Origin of the sequence: Streptomyces sp. DG2A-72, assembly GCF_030499575.1 — a bacterium.
Taxonomy (GTDB): Bacteria; Actinomycetota; Actinomycetes; order Streptomycetales; family Streptomycetaceae; genus Streptomyces.
Window position 1 is genome coordinate 8,433,671 of record NZ_JASTLC010000001.1, and the last position, 15,912, is coordinate 8,449,582.

Consider the following 15,912-nt stretch of genomic DNA (forward strand, 5'->3'; position numbering starts at 1 on the left):
GCCGACGCATGAGAGCAGCGGGGTCCTGCGCGCCGGGCGCAGGACCCCCGGTGTCGTCACCGGTTCCGGACTGCTTCGTCATGCGTGTCCTTCCGGACGTGCGGCCCGCGCCCCGGCGAGCGGATCAGGAGTCGTCGGGCGTGCGCCGGCAGTGCAGGAAGATCTGCACCTCGGGCTGGATGTCGGCGACCGCCGGAGCGTAGGTGTACGAGGACTCGTCGCCGATCTCGAAGCCCGCCGTCTCGACGACCTCGCGCAGCTCGTCCCTCAGGTAGCCGGAGACGCGGATGCTCCTTCCGATGAAGGGGATCGAGAAGTCGTCCACATCGGCCTCCACCATCGACAGGGCGAGCAGGCCGCCCGGACGCAGCAGATGGCGGACGGTGCGCAGGGCGAGGGGGATCTCCGCGCGCGGGAGCATGAGCAGGGAGAAGAAGGCGGCCACGCCGTCGAAGCGGCCGAGGTCCAAGGGGCCGCCGGGCCGCAGATCCGCGATGTCCGCCTGGTGGAATTCGCCGGTGGGCACATGGTCGCGGGCCAGCGTGACCATCCCGTCCGACAGGTCCACCCCGACGACTTCGAAGCCCGCTTCTGCCAGCTGGCGCGCGGTCGGGAGCCCGGTGCCGCACCCGAGGTCCAGTACCCGGGACCCGGCCGGCAGGGAGCCGATGAGCCATGCGGCCGCCGCGACCTGCCCTTCCTTGTGCGGGAAGGCCTCGTCGTAGCAATTTTTCACATTCACTTGGTTATGTGCATGCTTCGGTGTGATCCAGATCACCGGCTGTGATTGCAGCGTGGAGGGGCTGTCAGTGCCTTCTCCCTTGTGTAGGCGAGCCGGCGAGAACTGGGGACAGCGCGGATGGAACGAGATCGGGCCGGTGAGTTCGACGAGTTCGTGGCCGCCCGCTGGTCGGGGCTGTTCCACTTGGCGCGTCTGCTCACCGGAGGCGATCGGCACCGGGCCGAGGACCTGTTGCAGGAGTCCCTGGTCAAGCTGTGGTTCGTCTGGCCGAAGATCGCCGACGAGGCGCCGGAGGCCTACGTGCGCAAGGTGTTGTCGCGAGCGGCGGCTCGCTCGGCCCGGCGGCGCTGGTGGGGCGAGCGCCCCGTGGAGCAGTTGCCCGAGGTGGCGGTGACGGGCGATGTGTCCGCGACCGTGGTGGAGCGTTCCCGGCTGGAGGCCGCGCTGGCCCAACTGCCGTCCCGGCAGCGGGCCGCGGTGGTGCTGCGCTACTACCAGGACCTGCCCGAGGCACACGTCGCCCAGGTGCTGGGCTGTCCGGTCGGCACGGCCCGGTCACACGCCTCGCGTGGGGTGGCGCGGCTGCGCCGGATTCTGGCCGATGTCATCGAGCCGGTGGGGTGAGGGAGAAGTCATGGATCACTTCGAGCGGCAGTTGGCGCAGTTGATGCGCGACACCCAGGAGCACACCCCCTACGAGCCGAAGCATCAGGACCGTCTGCGGGCGGGGGTACGAGCGCGCCGCCGGGCCCGCGCGGCACAGGCGGCCGTCGGCTCCGTACTGGCGGTCGCCGGACTCGGCATCGGGCTGTTCCTGCTGCCCGACGGCCAGGTCAGGAACGAGCCCAGCGCTCCCCGCCCGCAGCCCGCCGTCAGTCCGTCGTCCCCGGCGAGCACGACCTCGCCGCCGGGACCGTCGCCGACCGCGTCCTCGTCCAGCTCGGCGGACCCGGACGGGCCTCCCCCCACCACCGCACCCCCCACGTCGACGGGGAGTGCGACCACGGACTCCGGGGATCCGTCCGCAGGCGCCACCGAGCACGGCGCCACGAGCGCGACCAGCCCGCCACCCACGGCGACGGAAGGTGTGCCGGAGACAGGGGAGCCGTCGGCCACCGCGTCGTCCGTCGCCGGCTCGGCCGACTAGAACCCCACTCGACCACCCCAGCGATCACTCAGCGCCGCGTGTGCCTTCCGCACGCCCTGCGCCGGAGCGCAGACAAGGACGAACCATGACAAACGCAGGGACCGTCGCCTTCATGGGAAGGGACCGGCTGCCTCGCCCCGCCCCGCTCCCCGCGCACCACCCGGAGCCCGTCCTGGACGTGGTCGTGCCGGTGTTCAACGAGGCGGCCGATCTGGAGCGGAGCGTACGGCGGCTGCACGCGCACCTGAGGGAGACGTTCCCGTACCCGTTCCGGATCACCGTCGCCGACAACGCCAGCACCGACGCCACTCCACGGATCGCCGCACGGCTGGCCGGCGAGCTGCCCGAGGCGGACTGGTTACGGCTGGAGGAGAAGGGGCGGGGCCGTGCGCTGCGGGCGGCCTGGTCACGGTCCCGGGCCCCGGTGCTCGCGTATGTGGACGTGGATCTTTCGACCGGACTGGCCGCGCTGCTCCCGCTGGTGGCCCCGCTGATCTCCGGGCACTCCGACATCGCCATCGGTACCCGACTGGCCCACGGTTCTCGGGTCGTGCGCGGCCCCAAGCGGGAGATCATCTCCCGCTGCTACAACGTGCTGCTGCGCTCCACGCTCGCCGTGGGCTTCTCCGACGCGCAGTGCGGTTTCAAGGCGGTGCGGCGCGAGGTCGCGGAGCGGCTGCTGCCCCTGGTCGAGGACTCCGCGTGGTTCTTCGACACCGAGCTGCTGGTGGTCGCCGAGCGGGCGGGGCTGCGGATCCACGAGGTGCCGGTGGACTGGGTGGACGACCCCGACAGCCGGGTGGACATCCTCGCCACCGCGCTGGCCGATCTGCGGGGCATCGCCCGGATCGGCCGCGCACTGGCCCGCGGCACCCTGCCGTCGGCGGAACGGGCCAGGGGCGCGGACGACTCGTCGCCCGGACTGGTCAGGCAACTGGTGCGCTTCGCGGCCGTAGGAGCGGTGAGCACCCTCTGCTATCTGATCCTGTACGCGGCGCTGCGTCCGCCGCTGGGACCCCAGGCCGCCAACGCACTGGCGCTGCTGGCCTGCGCCGTCGCCAACACGGCCGCGAACCGGCGGCTCACCTTCGGACTGCGCGGCCGGGGCGGCGCCCTGCGTCACCAGGCCCGCGGCCTCGTCACCTTCTTCGTCGGCCTGGCGCTCACCAGCGGATCGCTCGCGGCCCTGCACCACATCGCGCCCACCGCCGATCACCGCATCGAACTCGCCGTCCTGGTGGCCGCCAATCTCATCGCGACCCTGCTGCGGTTCCTGCTCTTGAGGGCCTGGGTCTTCGGCACCCGTGCCACCCGTTCCGCTCGATCCCTGGGACGGAACGCCCGATGAACACGACGCTCACCGTCAGCCCCGACCACACCGCATCCCCGCACCGCGTCGTGCCCGACCGACGGCAGCGGCTGCACCGCCTGGCCGTGCGCTACGGACCGCCACTGGCGATGTACGGCGTACTGAAGCTCATCGGCTTCTCCGTCTTCATGTACCTGCTGGACTCCGCCGGTGACTTCCGGGCGAAGAACCCCCGCTTCGGCGGCGGCGCCCACCCCTGGGACGTCCTGGGCACCTGGGACGGCTGGTGGTACCAGCAGATCGCCGCGCACGGCTACCACCCCGAACTCCGCCCGATCCCCGGCGCCACCGGACTGATCACCCTCGAAGGGAACTCGGCGGCGTTCTTCCCGCTCTACCCGGCACTGATGCGGCTCGTCTCCGAGGTGACCGGCCTGGGCACCTACGGCGCCGGCCTGCTCGTCTCGGTCATCGCCTCTTTCGCCGCCGCCCTGGGGATCTACGCCGTCACCGCGCACCTCGGCGGCCCGCGCGCCGGGCTGACCGCGGCCGGGCTGTGGGCCGTCTGGCCCGGCTCCGGCGTGGAGTGGGCGGTCTACTCCGACTCCCTCTACGTCGCCCTGGCCGCCTGGGCCTGCTACGCGGTCATGCGCCGGAACTGGATCACCGCCGGCCTCCTCACCTGCGCGGCCGGCCTCAACCGCCCCACCGCCGTCGCCCTGATCGCCGCCCTCGCCGTCGCCGCGCTCCTCGCCATCCACCGGCACCGGCGCCACGAAGGCATCCTGCGCCCACTGGTGGCGGTGGCCGTCGCCCCGCTCGGCCTCCTCGGCTATCTGGCCTGGGTCGGCCATCGCATGGGCGACTACGGCGGCTACTTCAAGCTCCAGTCGGGCGCCTGGGCCCACGAGTTCGACTACGGCAAGTACACCCTCGACGTCCTCACCTCCGTCCCGGTGGGCCACGACGACTACCTCTTCGCGTGGCCCTACGCGGACATCGTCGGCGTCTGCGTGGTGCTGCTGGCGGCCGTGCTCGTCCCGCTGCTGATCCGGCTGCGCCCGCCTGCCGTCCTGGTCGTCTACCCGGCCGTCACCCTCGCCCTCGTCCTGGGCAGTCAGCAGATCTTCGGCAACGTCTCCCGCTATCTGCTCCCGGCGTTCCCGCTGTTCATCCCGCTCGCCCTGGCGCTGCGCCGGCTCAGCCTGCGCCTCCAGCTCACGGCGCTCTCCACCGCCGCGGTGGCCTCCGGCTCGTACGCGGGCTACGTCCTCTTCGAACTCGGCGTCCCGTAACCCGGCGGACCCAGGAATGGATGCACGATGACCGCGATCCTGCCCGAGCGGAACGTGGCAAGTCCCGTAAGGAAAAGGCCTCGTGCCGCCCCGCCGCGGCGGCGACTGCTCGACCGGCTGACCCCCGCGGACCGCCGGGTGCTGCGGCTCTACGCACTCACCCGCCTGGGACTGTGGCTCGTCACCTACTGCACCGCGTGGCTGTTCCCCGCCACCGGGAACGTCAAGTCACCGGCCCCATGGCTGTCCCACTGGGAGCGGTGGGACTGGGCCCACTACCAACACATAGCCGCATACGGGTACTTCGGCTCCTTCCCGGGGATGGACCCCGCCTCCGACAACCGAGTGGCCTTCTTCCCCGGCTTCCCGTTCACCCTCCGCGCCGTACACACCGTCATCGCCGACTGGACCGTGGCCGGGCTGCTGATCTCCCTGGTCAGCGGCGCCGTCGCGGTGGTGGCGCTGGCCCGCGTCGCCGGGCTCGGCCGGCCGGACGGTGCCCGGGCGGGCCAACGGGCCGTCACCTTCCTGCTGTTGTCGCCCACCGCGGTGTTCCTGGCCGCCGGATACACCAAAGCGCTCTTCCTCGCGTTCGCGCTGCCGGCCTGGCTCGCGGCGAAGAACCGCAACTGGCCCCTCGCCGGCCTGCTAGGCGCGGCGGCCACCACTACCCGGGTCAGCGGCCTGTTCCTGGCCGCCGCGATCGCCGTCGAGTTCCTGTCGGCCCGGGACGACCGCCGCGGCAAGCGCCGGCTGCGCGCGCTGCCCTGGTGCGCGGTGCCCGTCCTGCCCGCCGCGGCCTACACGGTCTACCTGTACGCGCGGACCGGCGACTGGATGGCCTGGAAGCACGCCCAGGAACGCGGCTGGTACCGGGACTTCCACACCCCCGCCGAAGCCTTCCGGCACACCTGGGACAACGCCTTCGACCACCTCCTGACCACCGGCTACGCCTGGGAGTTCCAGCTGGAGCTGGCCGCGATGGCGACCGGGCTCGTGCTGCTGTCCCTGCTGCTGTACCGCCGCCGCTGGCCGGAGGCCGTCTTCATCGCGCTCAACCTCTGGGCCCTCGGCACGTCGTACTGGTACCTGTCCGTTCCCCGCGCCACCCTGCTCTGGTGGCCCCTGTGGACCGGCCTGGCCCACTGGAGCCTGCGGCGCGGCTGGGTGAAGGAGGCGTACGTCGCCGTGGTGGCGCCGCTGATGGTGGTCCTCGCGGTGACGTTCACGTCGGGCCGCTGGGCAGGCTGAACCAGGCCTCCCCGTGACCGGGCGCACTCGCGGGGCTCAGCGCCAGTCCGGTGCCCCGGGGACGGGCGGCAGACGGGCCTCGATCTTCGCCCGTATCTCCCGCATCACGGCGACGATACGGACCTCGTGGTCCGGGGTGAGCCGGGCCACCGGGACCGAGCAGCTGATGGCGTCGGTCGCCGGGGCGTCGTACCGCAGGGCGAAGCCGAAGCCCGCGATGCCGGGCACCGTCTCCTGGCGGTCGACGGAGTGGCCGCGCTGGCGTACCCGGGCCAGGTCGGCCAGCAGAGCGGCGCGGGTCGTGTGCGTGTTCTCCGTGAGGGCGGTCAACGGGTCGTCGGGGAGCGGGAGTTCACCGTCCGGTCGTTCGGCGAGCAGGGCCTTGCCGAGGGCGCCGGCGTGGGCCGGGACGCGGCGGCCGACCCGGCTGATGGTGCGCAGATACTCGTGGGACTCGCGGGTGGCGAGATAGACGACGTCGCCGCCGTCGAGCCGCGCCAGATGGATCGTCTCGCCGAGCGCGTCCGACGCCTCGTCCAGGTACGGGCGGACCGCACGGATGCGCCGGTCGCCGTCGAGATAGCTGGTGCCGGTGAGGAGTGCGCGGATCCCGATGCCGTACAGGGAGCCGGTGGCGTCGGTGCGGACCCAGCCGCAGTCGACGAGGGTCCGCAACAGCTGGTACATGCTGCTGCGCGGCACGCCCAGCTCCTCGGCGAGCTGATCCAGGCGCGAGGGCTCCTCGCCCCGGGCGGCGAGCAGTTCCAGCAGCGCGACGGTCCGGGACGCCGACTTCACGCCGCGGACACCTCTCCCGTCCGACATGGGGACATCGTAAATCTGCGGCCGTCCGGGCCCGGCCACCCATTGACCCAGCCCGTTCACCCACCTAGCCTCCATCTGCATACATGGACGTCATCTGCATATAGGAATGAGATTCGTGGCAGAGATCAGTGCGGAAGCCGGACAGGTCGTCCAGCGGCTCCGGGACGGAATGGCGGGCGGGGTGCTGTCCTTCCCGCTCACGAGCTTCCGGGACGACGGCCGACTCGACCTCGACGCCTACCGGGCGTACCTGGCCGGCCGGCTGGCCACCGCACCGGGGGCGGTGTTCCCCGCCTGCGGGACCGGAGAGTTCTTCTCGCTGGACGAGGACGAGTACCGCGCGGTCGTCGAGACCACGGTCGAGGTCGCCGCCGGCCGGCTTCCGGTGGTCGCGGGCACCGGCTACGGCTGGGCCCAGGCGCTGCGGTTCGCCCGTATCGCCGAGGAGGCCGGCGCCGACGCCCTGCTGGTCCTGCCCCACTACCTGGTCGGGGCACCACAGGACGGCCTGGTGGCACAGCTGCGCCGGATCGCCGTCGGCACCCGGCTGCCGCTCATCGCCTACCAGCGGGGTCAAGTGGCCTTCGGGGCGGACGCGTTGAGGCGGATCGCACAGATCCCCGGCGTCATCGGCCTCAAGGACGGCCACAGCGACCTCGACCGTCTCCAGCGCCTCACCCTCGCCGCCCCCGAGGGCTTCCTCTTCTTCAACGGCGCCGCCACCGCCGAGATCCAGGCCCGCGCCTACGCCACCGTCGGCGTGCCCGCCTACTCCTCCGCCGTCCACGCCTTCGCGCCCGAGATCGCGAACGCCTTCTTCACCGCCCTGCAGAGTGGCGACGACGCGTCCATGACCAGGCTCCTGCGCGAGTTCTACGTCCCACTGGTCGAGCTGCGCGACCGGGTGCCCGGCTACGCCGTCTCCCTGGTCAAGGCCGCCGCCCGGCTGCGCGGCCTCCCGGTCGGCCCGGTGCGCGCCCCGCTCACCGACCCCGGCGCCGACGATCTCGCCGACCTGGAGAAGGTACTGGACCACGGCCTGAGACTGGTCGACGCCGTACGGCGATCCGCCTGACCCATCCGGCGCCGCCCGCGTCACCACCCGCCGCCCCGCGCCCGCGGAGCCTCCGACTGCCCAGTGAACAGTTCAAAGGGGAACTGCCTTGCCTCTCCTCGTAGTCGGGATCAGCGTCGTGATCCTGCTCCTCCTCATGACCAGGCTGAGGCTCAACGGCTTCGCCGCGCTTCTGCTCGTGGCGGTCGGCGTCGCGCTGGTCCGGGGCATACCGGTGGCGACCATCCCGGACGTCCTCTCCGAGGGCATCGGAGACCAGATCGGCGACACCATGCTCACCATCGGTCTCGGCGCCATGGTCGGCCGGGTGATGGGGGATTCCGGCGCCGCGCAGCGCATCGCCAGAAAGCTCCTCGACGCGTTCGGGCCGCGCTGGGTCCAGGTGGCCATGGTGGTCACGTCCATGCTGATCGGCGTGACCATGTTCTACGAGGTCGCGTTCATCATCATCGTGCCCATCGCCTTCACTCTGGTCAGGGTGACCGGAGCGAGGCTGCTGTGGGTCGGGCTGCCGATGTCCATCGCGCTGTCCACGATGCACAGTTTCCTGCCGCCGCACCCCGGCCCCACCGCCGTCGCCGCGACGTTCCACGCCTCCGTCGGACTGACCCTGTTCTACGGCCTGTTCATCGCCGTCCCGGCCGGTGCGCTCATCGCCCTGGTGTGGCCGCGCCTGCCGTTCGTCAGGGCGATGAACCCCGCCATCCCCAAGGGCCTGGTCAGCGATCGGGAGTTCACCGACGAGGAGATGCCGGGGCTGGGCTGGGCGCTGTTCGTGGCGCTCTTCCCCGTGGTGCTGATCGTGGCCGCCGCGATCACCGACATGGCCACCTCCGGCGAGAGCCCGCTGCTGAACACCGTCGCCTTCCTCGGCTCGGCGCCGATCGCACTGCTGCTCACCCTGTGCCTGGCGATCTGGGCGTTCGGACCGCGGATCGGCCGCAGCCTGGCCGAGGTCGGCGCCTCCTGCGGCTCGGCGGCCCAGGCGATGGCGATGATCCTCCTGGTGATCGGTGCCGGCGGGGCATTCAAGAACGTCCTCGTCGAAGGCGGGATCTCCGACTACATCAAGGACGCCACGGACGACTGGGCCATCTCGGCGATCGTCCTCGCCTGGCTCGTCGCCGTCATCCTCCGCGTGGCGCTCGGCTCGGCGACGGTCGCCGTCGTCACCGCATCCGGCGTGGTCCTGCCGCTGCTCGCGGGCAGTGGGGTCCACCCCGAGATGATGGTGCTCGCGGTCGCCTGCGGCTCGATCGCCTGCTCCCACGTCAACGACCCCGGATTCTGGCTGTTCAAGGAGTACTTCAACCTCTCCGTCATCGAGGCGATCAAGGTGCGTACCTCCTATACGACGGTGCTCGCCGTCCTCGGCCTGGGCGGCGTTCTGCTGGGCGAGTGGGTCCTCGACCTGCTCAGCCTCTGAAGCCTCTGCCCACGGCCCCTCCACCCCCGTACCCAAGGATCTTGATGAGCATGAGCCAGCCGACCGTCACCGCGTTCTGCGTCTATCCCGTCGCCGGCCGGGACTGCATGGAGCTGAACCTCTCCGGCGCCCACGGCCCCTACTTCACCCGCAATGTCGTCGTCCTCACCGACTCCGAGGGCCGCACGGGGCTGGGGGAGGTGCCCGGCGGGGAGAAGATCACGCAGACGCTGCGGGACGCCGAGTCACTGGTCGTGGGGGCGAGGGTGGGCGACTACAAGCGTGTCCTGCGAGAGGTCGGCGACCGTTTCGCCGACCGCGACGCCGGCGGTCGCGGCGCCCAGACCTTCGACCTGCGCACCACCGTCCACGCGGTCACCGCCGTCGAGTCGGCGCTGCTCGACCTCCTCGGCCAGCACCTCGACGTCCCCGTCGCCGCCCTCCTCGGCGACGGCCAACAGCGGGAGTCCGTACGGGTGCTGGGCTATCTCTTCTACGTCGGCGACCCCGACCGCACGGACCTGGAGTACGTCCGTGAACCGGACGAGACGGTCGACTGGTACCGGATCCGTCACGAGGAGGCTCTGACTCCGCAGGCGATCGTCCGCCAGGCGGAGGCGGCCTACGACCTGTACGGCTTCCGGGACTTCAAGCTCAAGGGCGGTGTCCTGGAGGGCGCGGAGGAGGTCAGGGCCGTACGGGCGTTGAAGGACCGATTCCCCGGGGCCCGCATCACCCTCGACCCGAACGGCGCGTGGTCCCTGCGCGAGGCCGTCGAACTGTGCGGTCCCCTCGTCGGCACGCTCGCCTACGCGGAGGACCCCTGTGGAGCCGAAGACGGCTACTCCGGGCGGGAGATCCTCGCCGAGTTCCGCCGCGCCACCGGTCTCCCCACCGCCACCAACATGATCGCCACCGACTGGCGTCAACTCACCCACGCCCTCGCCCTCCAGTCGGTCTCCATCCCCCTGGCCGACCCGCACTTCTGGACCATGCAGGGCTCGGTCCGCGTGGCCCAGCTGTGCAACGCGATGGGCCTGACCTGGGGATGCCACTCCAACAACCACTTCGACATCTCCCTGGCCATGATCACCCACTGCGGCGCCGCGGCCCCCGGCGAGTACAACGCCCTCGACACGCACTGGATCTGGCAGGAAGGCCTGGAACGGCTCACCACCGCCCCGCCCCGCATCGTCGACGGCGAGATCGCCGTCCCGGACGCCCCCGGACTGGGCATCCACCTCGACATGGACCGCCTCCTCGCCGCGCATGACCTCTACCAGGCGAAGGCCCTGGGCGCGCGCGACGACGCCCTCGCCATGCAATACCTCATTCCCGGCTGGGAGTTCAGCAGCAAGCGTCCGTGCTTGGTGCGGTAGCCGGTCCTGTCGCGGAAGCGGCTTGTCGGTGATCTCCCGGTAGTGCCTCGTTCTGCGAGGGCGTCCGTCAGGTGGGTGGCGAGTTCGTCGAAGGTGCTGTCGGCCTCTTCCGCCGCTTGGCTCGGCTGCCGGCGAAGTTGCTGAGGGCCTGATGGAGGCGCAGGGTGAGCTTGTCCCGTTTGCGTTGCGGGAGATGCTTCGAGTCCAGCCGGCGATCGGCGCCGTCGGTGCTGGTGCCGGGCTCACGCGGTGCATGAGCAGAGTCGGTGGGAGGTGTCTGCGGGGCACGCCGCATCGCGGGAACCGGGATTCCGGCCTGGGGCTGCCGTGCGTGTCCTTGGCCGTCGGGGGTCTGCGGACGGCGCTGGTCCGGGACAGCCGGTTGTTCGATGACCAGTGCCTCGAAGAGGCCTCGGGCTTCGACCATGGCCTCTCGCATCTCCTCGGTGCCGCGCTGGTCGCGGGCGGCTGTGTGCATGTTGCGATAACCCTGGACGAAGTAGGCGTGGCGGACGGAGAGAGCGGCCAACTGCTCCTCGAATTGCTCGCCGTCAGGGAAACCGCGGTCCCTTGCCAGGCGCGCCAGCAGCGCGTCCGCCTCGGTGACGGCCTTCTGCGGTGATTCGACGAACTGCTCCTGGGCGGTGGCCCATTGAGTCACGTAGTGCTCGCGGGCCTCGGGGGACAGCGGCTGCTCCCTGAGGGAACCGTGCTGCCGCACGCGCTCACCGAGCTCCCGCTCGGCCGCCCTGACGTTGCCGCCATGGTGGGCTACGGCACGGTCGTACTCCGGGCCGAAGCGCCTCTTCAGCCCGCGTCCGCCGCTGCCCCGGGCCCTTCCGCGTCCGAGGTAGAGGAGGGTGGCCAAGCCAATGACGATCACGGCGATGATCACGACGGTGAACATGGCTGCCTTCTTTGGCTCTTGGTTCGCAGATGGGTCTGCATCATTGCCGTCAATTCCTGTCGGCTGATTGAGTGTTGGTGGTCAGCGCCGGAACGCGTGCTTGACCTTGGAGCCGGCCTGCTTCAGGGTTCCGGAGACCCGGTCGGTCCTGCCTTCGCGCTGCAGTCGTTTGCTGCGGGTGGTCCGGCCGACGCGTTCGGTGATCCGGCCCTTGAATGCCTGGGTCTTGTGCTTGATCGTCTGTCCGACGCCCATGGTCGGCCTCCTAGGTGTCTGCTGAGTGGGCGCCCGGCGCGTGATCCTCGTACCGGCCGCCATTCCCGCGGGCGGAATCGAGCCCCGGTTTGGATTACCGGCGGCCGTACCGACGCCTGCCACCGCCGCGTCCGCGCCTCGTGAAGCCGACGATCCAGACGACCAGCAGTACGGCAGCGACCCACCAAAGGGTCTGCATGGTGAAGCCGAACCCGAACACCACCAGGATCAGCAGGAGGAGAAGAATCCAAAGAAACACGGCCGAGCCTCCACGTGATCACAGGGACAGTTCCTGCGTTCCGCGGGGTCAGGGCGAAGCGGAAGGTGGAAGGCCTCGCCCGGAGAGTTCCGGAGCGCGGTAGCCCAGCACCTGCGGTCAGTCAACGCCTGGTGTCCTCCCTTGTCAACGTAGCGTCGACACTGAGGAGTTCTGGGAGCTGGGCAGAGGCCGCCGGGGCAAACGGAGCCTCGACGGGGGCTTCAGCCGGTTCGGCCGGCGGACAGGTGTCAAGCAGCCATTCGTGCCGGACAGGACGCACTGATGTCGCGCCGTATCCGGAATCTTCGGGCAGGACTACGCTGGGGGGTGAGCCCCAGTCCCCGGTTTCGATTCTGTGTCCCGCTCCCGGGGAGGCCCGCCGTGTTCATCGTGCTACTCATCCTCATCATGGTCCTGTTCGGTCTCGGCTTCCTCGATCCCATCTGGTGGGTGGCCGCGGCGGTGTTGGTCTTCGGGGCCACCCGCTACGGTCGCGATCGTGGCGGGGGCCGGGGCCGTAGCGGCAGGTCCGAACTCGGGGACTACCGGGACTATCAGGAGCGCCGGGATCGTCAGGACCGCTGGGACCGCCGCTACCGCCGTCAGCACCGAGCGCGCTGGCGGCGCGAGGACCGTCGGGACCACGAACACCGCAGGTGACCCGTGGAATGGACCGGCGTCCACGGGTTCCTGCGGGACATGACGTCGTCGCACTGCGCGCCGAGAACGATCAGCTGCGGCGGGCGCTGGCCGGCAGTGCGATCTCAAACTCCGGGAAGTGGCGGCGGCGCTGGTCGCCACCTCGGAGGATGAGCCGCTCCAGGGGCAGATCCATCGGGCGCTGCGTCGTGCGCTGCGGCGGCTTCATACGGCAGACCTGCGATGAGGTTCATGCCGACCAGGCACGTCCTTCGGTAGGGAGGGATCATGATTCAGGCAGCTGATGTCCGGGAATGGCGTGACCTCGACGTCGTCGATACCGAGTCCCACAAGATCGGTGTCCTCGAAGCGGTCTATGTGGACACCACCACCGATGAGCCGGCCATGGCCACCGTACGAACCGGACTGCCCACCCGGCACCGGCTGGTATTCGTCCCCTTGGAGGACGCGATCGCCGGGCCGGGCTATCTCAAGGTGGCCTATGTCAAGACGCTGGTGAAGCAGGCCCCTTCGATCGGCACCGACGACGTGCTGCCCGCCGACCAGGAGGAGGCGATCTTCAAGCACTACGGCCTGCCCTACAAGCCCGGTGCGGCCGGTGAGAGGCAACTGGCGCGCCGCTGACCGCCCATGGGCACGACAACTGTGTTGTGAGGACTGTGTTGTGAGGACTGCTGAGGTACGCACCATGCACCAGGTGACCGCGCCCCGTGAAGAACGGCCGCTGCTGACGGCTGTGGCTTCGGCAGGCGATGCGGCCTTGCTGGCCGAGGTCGTCGAACTGCGTGCCAAGAACGAGCAGTTGGGGCGGGCCCTTTCGACCCGTGCGGTGATCGACCAGGCGCGCGGCATGGTGATGGCCCTGGCGCCGTGTTCCAGCGAGAGGGCCTGGGATCTGTTGGTGGGTGTGTCGCAGCACTGCAATATCAAGCTCCGGGATGTGGCTTCGGCTCTGGTCGCCACGACGAAGGACGAGACGCTCCCGGAAGAGATACAGCGGGAGCTTCGACGGGCGCTGCGGGGCCTTCACGCGGCGGACCGGGGGTGACGGAGTGCCCTCCTGCGGACGGCACCGGGAGCTGTGAGCTCAACTCTCCGGTGCCTTCGTCCGGGCCGGCCCTCGGACTCCCCTCCTGTGTAGCCCACCTCGGGGATCTCAAACACTTTCGCGTTCTGGATGCTGTCAGGCGCAGAAACCGGGGAGGGGCTCGGAGTCGTTGATGAAGGCGCGGGCGACGTCGGACAGGCGTCGGTTGTGGGCGCGGGCGTAGCCGCGCAGTGCGGTGAAGGCCTGTTCCATGTCGATGTTCTGGCGTTCGGCGAGTTTCCCCTTGGCCTGCTCGATCAGGACCCGGCTGTTCAACGCCGTCTGCAGCTGTTCGTTGAGCACCGTGCTGCGGTGGACGGTGCGTTGTTGCAGCAGGCTGATCGTGGCGACGTCGGCCAGGGCCTGCGCGATGAGTGTGGCGGCCGGATCGAAGGGGCCAGGCACGGCGCGGAAAAGATTCAGGGCGCCCACGGTCTCGTCCCGCAAGCGCATGGGCAGGGCCTGGACGGCCCCGAATCCGCTGCGGTGCGCTGCCGTGACGAAGCGCGGCCAGCGATCGACCTCCCGGGTCAGGTCGGGGACGATCACCTGTGTGCCGGTGCGGAAGCACTCGAGGCAGGGGCCTTCGTCGTTCTGGAGCTGGAAGAGTTCCAGCAGGCGTACCTGTTCGTCGGAGGCGGCCATGACACGGAGTTCGCCGTCGCGGTCCGCGAGCAGCACCCCGGCCGCACCGGCGCCGAGCATGCCCACGCAGCGGTCGGTGAGCAGGCGCAGGAAGTCGATCAGGTCGAAGTCGGCGACCAGATTGTCCGCCAGCTCGACGAAGGTCTTGGCCAGGAGCTGCTGATTCATCGTGACGCCCTCGCTTGAGACTGGTCCCGCTGTGAAGGGGCGGGAAGTGCAGCACGTTCATCGGATGGCACCGGTGCGTCAGGTCTCCTCGTCGGTCCGTCTCGGTTCTGTGTCCGGGGAGAAGCGGAGCCGGTGGGCCACCACGTCAGCGGCCACCTCGGCGAGTCGGCGCCCCTGCGCATAAGCGTAGGCGCGGAGCCTGACGAAGGCTTCGTCGATGCCGACGCCGAGCTGGACGGTGAGGATGCCGGTGGCCTGGTCGATCTCCGCCCGGTAGCCGCCCAGGTCCTCGAAGCCGCTCTCCGGCAACGGTTGGCCGGCCGACGCGCCCGTCTCGTCGATGCGCGTATTGAGCAGGAGCAGCGTCGCGAGATCGGCGAAGGCCAGCGCGTCGGCCAGCTCCTCCGCGTCCAGCACGGTCGGCACGTCTGCGTACAGGTCCAGGACTCCCGGACTGATCGCCCCTATCTGCAGGGGAAACGCGAAGACGGCGCGCGCTCCGGCTTCCAGGGCCGCATCGGCGAACACAGGCCAGCGGTCCTGCATCGCGCCGGTCAGCAGATCGGGTGTCAGGATGGCCGAGCCGTGCCGGAAGGCGTCCACGCAGGGTCCCTCGCCCAGGGTGAGCTGGAGCTCCTCCAGGCGTTTGCTGATGGCGTCGGTACTGCACAGCGGATGGCTTGTCGTGGTCCGGGACATCGCCGACAGCCCGGCCCCGCCGACCGGGAGCGCGGCCACGGCCGCGGTGCACACGTCGACGACGCCGACCTGGGCGCCGCGTCGGGCCGCCTGCTCGGCGACCAGCACATGGATACGGGCCGACCGGCGGTGGGACGTCACCCGGGCCACCGCGTCCAGGCATCGTGCGCAAGCCCCTCCAGCCTCGCGGCGGTTGGTCTCCCGACGGGAAGGACCAGCACCCGGAGCACCGTGGCGCTGATCGGCCTCCAGACCTCTCCCAGGTCCAGCCATCCCCAGGAGCGGAGCGCGGTGAGCGTTGGGCGATCGGCCCGGTCCACCACGGTGGCACCGAGCGCCGCCTGCTGGTCGGTCAGCAGCCGCTCCTGCAATCGGCGGGCCACGTCCTGGTCCTGCGGGTGCGGGCGGACCAGGATGTCGGTGATCGCGAAGACGCTTCCTGACTCGGTGAGTTGCTCGATGCTGTGCGGCAGTGCTCCGTAGCATTCGAGCCACCAGACGCCGTCGCTGCGGAGCGGGAATCCGAAGGCGCATCCCATCAGGCGGTCCGTCTCCGCGATCACCATGGCGAACCCCGGCCGACGGATGTCGGAGGCGAGACGGTTCAGAAAGTGCCGGCGGCCGGGACGGCGGTACGCCTCGCCGGGTGACGTCTCGCGGGAGTCCACGTACAGATCCGCCAGTTGCCCGCTCAGGTCCTGTGCCAGCCGGCGGTTCACCCGACGCAACCGCACCGCGTCCATGGTGGGCGACTCGTTGCCACGGAGCTTCGCGCTCACCCGA

19 protein-coding genes and 1 pseudogene are annotated in these 15,912 nt (G+C 70.4%); 11 read left to right on the forward strand and 9 right to left on the reverse strand.

The features are described from left to right. Window positions 1-124: 124 nt before the first annotated feature. On the reverse strand, window positions 125-742 hold the full coding sequence (locus QQY66_RS40040; protein WP_301985291.1) for a bifunctional 2-polyprenyl-6-hydroxyphenol methylase/3-demethylubiquinol 3-O-methyltransferase UbiG: 618 nt from the start codon (window positions 740-742) through the stop codon (window positions 125-127). A gap of 117 nt (window positions 743-859) precedes the next feature. Between QQY66_RS40040 and QQY66_RS40045 the strand changes: the two genes are divergently transcribed. The 5 genes from QQY66_RS40045 (at window position 860) to QQY66_RS40065 (ending at window position 5,744) form a co-directional block, all read left to right on the forward strand. Continuing rightward, the gene (locus QQY66_RS40045; RefSeq protein WP_301985292.1) at window positions 860-1,366 is read left to right on the forward strand and encodes a SigE family RNA polymerase sigma factor; all 507 of its coding nucleotides are present in this window, start codon (window positions 860-862) and stop codon (window positions 1,364-1,366) included. A 10-nt stretch (window positions 1,367-1,376) separates the two neighbouring features. Next, the gene (locus QQY66_RS40050; RefSeq protein WP_301985293.1) at window positions 1,377-1,889 is read left to right on the forward strand and encodes a hypothetical protein; all 513 of its coding nucleotides are present in this window, start codon (window positions 1,377-1,379) and stop codon (window positions 1,887-1,889) included. 112 nt (window positions 1,890-2,001) lie between these two features. Then, window positions 2,002-3,237: a bifunctional glycosyltransferase family 2/GtrA family protein gene (locus QQY66_RS40055; RefSeq protein WP_301987651.1), complete on the forward strand. Its 1,236-nt coding sequence runs from the start codon at window positions 2,002-2,004 to the stop codon at window positions 3,235-3,237. Further along, on the forward strand, window positions 3,234-4,493 hold the full coding sequence (locus QQY66_RS40060) for a glycosyltransferase family 39 protein (protein ID WP_301985294.1): 1,260 nt from the start codon (window positions 3,234-3,236) through the stop codon (window positions 4,491-4,493). The genes QQY66_RS40055 and QQY66_RS40060 overlap by 4 nt, the downstream gene beginning before the upstream one ends. A gap of 27 nt (window positions 4,494-4,520) precedes the next feature. Beyond that, window positions 4,521-5,744 carry a hypothetical protein gene (locus tag QQY66_RS40065; protein ID WP_301985295.1) on the forward strand — a complete coding sequence of 408 codons (1,224 nt, stop codon included), beginning with the start codon at window positions 4,521-4,523 and terminating at the stop codon, window positions 5,742-5,744. A 36-nt stretch (window positions 5,745-5,780) separates the two neighbouring features. On the opposite strand, the gene QQY66_RS40070 is transcribed toward QQY66_RS40065, so the two are convergent. Then, on the reverse strand, window positions 5,781-6,569 hold the full coding sequence (locus QQY66_RS40070; protein WP_301985296.1) for an IclR family transcriptional regulator: 789 nt from the start codon (window positions 6,567-6,569) through the stop codon (window positions 5,781-5,783). A gap of 115 nt (window positions 6,570-6,684) precedes the next feature. Here QQY66_RS40070 and QQY66_RS40075 point away from each other — a divergent pair, with 115 nt between their 5' ends. The 3 genes from QQY66_RS40075 to QQY66_RS40085 all read left to right on the forward strand — a co-directional run bounded on the left by QQY66_RS40075 (window position 6,685) and on the right by QQY66_RS40085 (window position 10,449). Further along, a complete protein-coding gene (locus tag QQY66_RS40075) occupies window positions 6,685-7,644 on the forward strand; it encodes a 5-dehydro-4-deoxyglucarate dehydratase (RefSeq protein ID WP_301985297.1) in 960 nt (319 codons plus the stop codon). Window positions 7,645-7,732: 88 nt separating this feature from the next. Continuing rightward, complete coding sequence (locus QQY66_RS40080) at window positions 7,733-9,070, forward strand: gluconate:H+ symporter (RefSeq protein WP_301985299.1); 1,338 nt, start codon at window positions 7,733-7,735, stop codon at window positions 9,068-9,070. Window positions 9,071-9,120: 50 nt separating this feature from the next. Continuing rightward, window positions 9,121-10,449, forward strand: a complete 1,329-nt coding sequence (locus tag QQY66_RS40085; protein ID WP_301985300.1) for an enolase C-terminal domain-like protein — start codon at window positions 9,121-9,123, stop codon at window positions 10,447-10,449. A 379-nt stretch (window positions 10,450-10,828) separates the two neighbouring features. On the opposite strand, the pseudogene QQY66_RS40090 reads toward QQY66_RS40085, so the two are convergent. The 3 genes and pseudogenes from QQY66_RS40090 to QQY66_RS40100 form a co-directional block, all read right to left on the reverse strand. After that, window positions 10,829-11,356, reverse strand: a pseudogene (locus tag QQY66_RS40090) (hypothetical protein); the annotation flags it as partial. Between the two features lie 81 nt (window positions 11,357-11,437). After that, window positions 11,438-11,611: a CsbD family protein gene (locus QQY66_RS40095; protein WP_301985302.1), complete on the reverse strand. Its 174-nt coding sequence runs from the start codon at window positions 11,609-11,611 to the stop codon at window positions 11,438-11,440. 94 nt (window positions 11,612-11,705) lie between these two features. Continuing rightward, a complete protein-coding gene (locus tag QQY66_RS40100; protein ID WP_189327780.1) occupies window positions 11,706-11,870 on the reverse strand; it encodes a hydrophobic protein in 165 nt (54 codons plus the stop codon). 381 nt (window positions 11,871-12,251) lie between these two features. Between QQY66_RS40100 and QQY66_RS40105 the strand changes: the two genes are divergently transcribed. Continuing rightward, on the forward strand, window positions 12,252-12,530 hold the full coding sequence (locus QQY66_RS40105; protein WP_301985303.1) for a hypothetical protein: 279 nt from the start codon (window positions 12,252-12,254) through the stop codon (window positions 12,528-12,530). Window positions 12,531-12,600: 70 nt separating this feature from the next. On the opposite strand, the gene QQY66_RS40110 is transcribed toward QQY66_RS40105, so the two are convergent. Next, the gene (locus QQY66_RS40110) at window positions 12,601-12,738 is read right to left on the reverse strand and encodes a hypothetical protein (RefSeq protein WP_301985304.1); all 138 of its coding nucleotides are present in this window, start codon (window positions 12,736-12,738) and stop codon (window positions 12,601-12,603) included. A gap of 59 nt (window positions 12,739-12,797) precedes the next feature. Here QQY66_RS40110 and QQY66_RS40115 point away from each other — a divergent pair, with 59 nt between their 5' ends. Together QQY66_RS40115 and QQY66_RS40120 are read left to right on the forward strand one after the other, a co-directional pair. After that, on the forward strand, window positions 12,798-13,154 hold the full coding sequence (locus tag QQY66_RS40115) for a PRC-barrel domain-containing protein (protein WP_301985305.1): 357 nt from the start codon (window positions 12,798-12,800) through the stop codon (window positions 13,152-13,154). A gap of 64 nt (window positions 13,155-13,218) precedes the next feature. Beyond that, window positions 13,219-13,578, forward strand: coding sequence for an ANTAR domain-containing protein (locus QQY66_RS40120; RefSeq protein ID WP_301985306.1), 360 nt, complete (start codon window positions 13,219-13,221; stop codon window positions 13,576-13,578). Window positions 13,579-13,713: 135 nt separating this feature from the next. Here QQY66_RS40120 and QQY66_RS40125 read toward each other — a convergent pair whose 3' ends face one another. The 3 genes from QQY66_RS40125 to QQY66_RS40135 all read right to left on the reverse strand — a co-directional run bounded on the left by QQY66_RS40125 (window position 13,714) and on the right by QQY66_RS40135 (window position 15,908). Beyond that, window positions 13,714-14,430 carry a GAF and ANTAR domain-containing protein gene (locus QQY66_RS40125; RefSeq protein WP_301985308.1) on the reverse strand — a complete coding sequence of 239 codons (717 nt, stop codon included), beginning with the start codon at window positions 14,428-14,430 and terminating at the stop codon, window positions 13,714-13,716. Between the two features lie 78 nt (window positions 14,431-14,508). Further along, a complete protein-coding gene (locus tag QQY66_RS40130) occupies window positions 14,509-15,270 on the reverse strand; it encodes a GAF and ANTAR domain-containing protein (protein WP_301985309.1) in 762 nt (253 codons plus the stop codon). Continuing rightward, window positions 15,267-15,908, reverse strand: coding sequence for a hypothetical protein (locus QQY66_RS40135; RefSeq protein ID WP_301985310.1), 642 nt, complete (start codon window positions 15,906-15,908; stop codon window positions 15,267-15,269). The genes QQY66_RS40130 and QQY66_RS40135 overlap by 4 nt, the downstream gene beginning before the upstream one ends. Window positions 15,909-15,912 lie beyond the last annotated feature (4 nt).

Coding starts and splice junctions, on each gene's coding strand:
- QQY66_RS40115 (WP_301985305.1), top strand. CDS start 12,798: ATGATTCAGGCAGCTGATGTCCGGGAATGGCGTGACCTCGACGTCGTC.
- QQY66_RS40110 (WP_301985304.1), bottom strand. CDS start 12,738: ATGAAGCCGCCGCAGCGCACGACGCAGCGCCCGATGGATCTGCCCCTG.
- QQY66_RS40085 (WP_301985300.1), top strand. CDS start 9,121: ATGAGCCAGCCGACCGTCACCGCGTTCTGCGTCTATCCCGTCGCCGGC.
- QQY66_RS40050 (WP_301985293.1), top strand. CDS start 1,377: ATGGATCACTTCGAGCGGCAGTTGGCGCAGTTGATGCGCGACACCCAG.
- QQY66_RS40055 (WP_301987651.1), top strand. CDS start 2,002: ATGGGAAGGGACCGGCTGCCTCGCCCCGCCCCGCTCCCCGCGCACCAC.
- QQY66_RS40120 (WP_301985306.1), top strand. CDS start 13,219: ATGCACCAGGTGACCGCGCCCCGTGAAGAACGGCCGCTGCTGACGGCT.
- QQY66_RS40060 (WP_301985294.1), top strand. CDS start 3,234: ATGAACACGACGCTCACCGTCAGCCCCGACCACACCGCATCCCCGCAC.
- QQY66_RS40070 (WP_301985296.1), bottom strand. CDS start 6,569: ATGTCGGACGGGAGAGGTGTCCGCGGCGTGAAGTCGGCGTCCCGGACC.
- QQY66_RS40065 (WP_301985295.1), top strand. CDS start 4,521: ATGACCGCGATCCTGCCCGAGCGGAACGTGGCAAGTCCCGTAAGGAAA.
- QQY66_RS40045 (WP_301985292.1), top strand. CDS start 860: ATGGAACGAGATCGGGCCGGTGAGTTCGACGAGTTCGTGGCCGCCCGC.
- QQY66_RS40095 (WP_301985302.1), bottom strand. CDS start 11,611: ATGGGCGTCGGACAGACGATCAAGCACAAGACCCAGGCATTCAAGGGC.
- QQY66_RS40125 (WP_301985308.1), bottom strand. CDS start 14,430: ATGAATCAGCAGCTCCTGGCCAAGACCTTCGTCGAGCTGGCGGACAAT.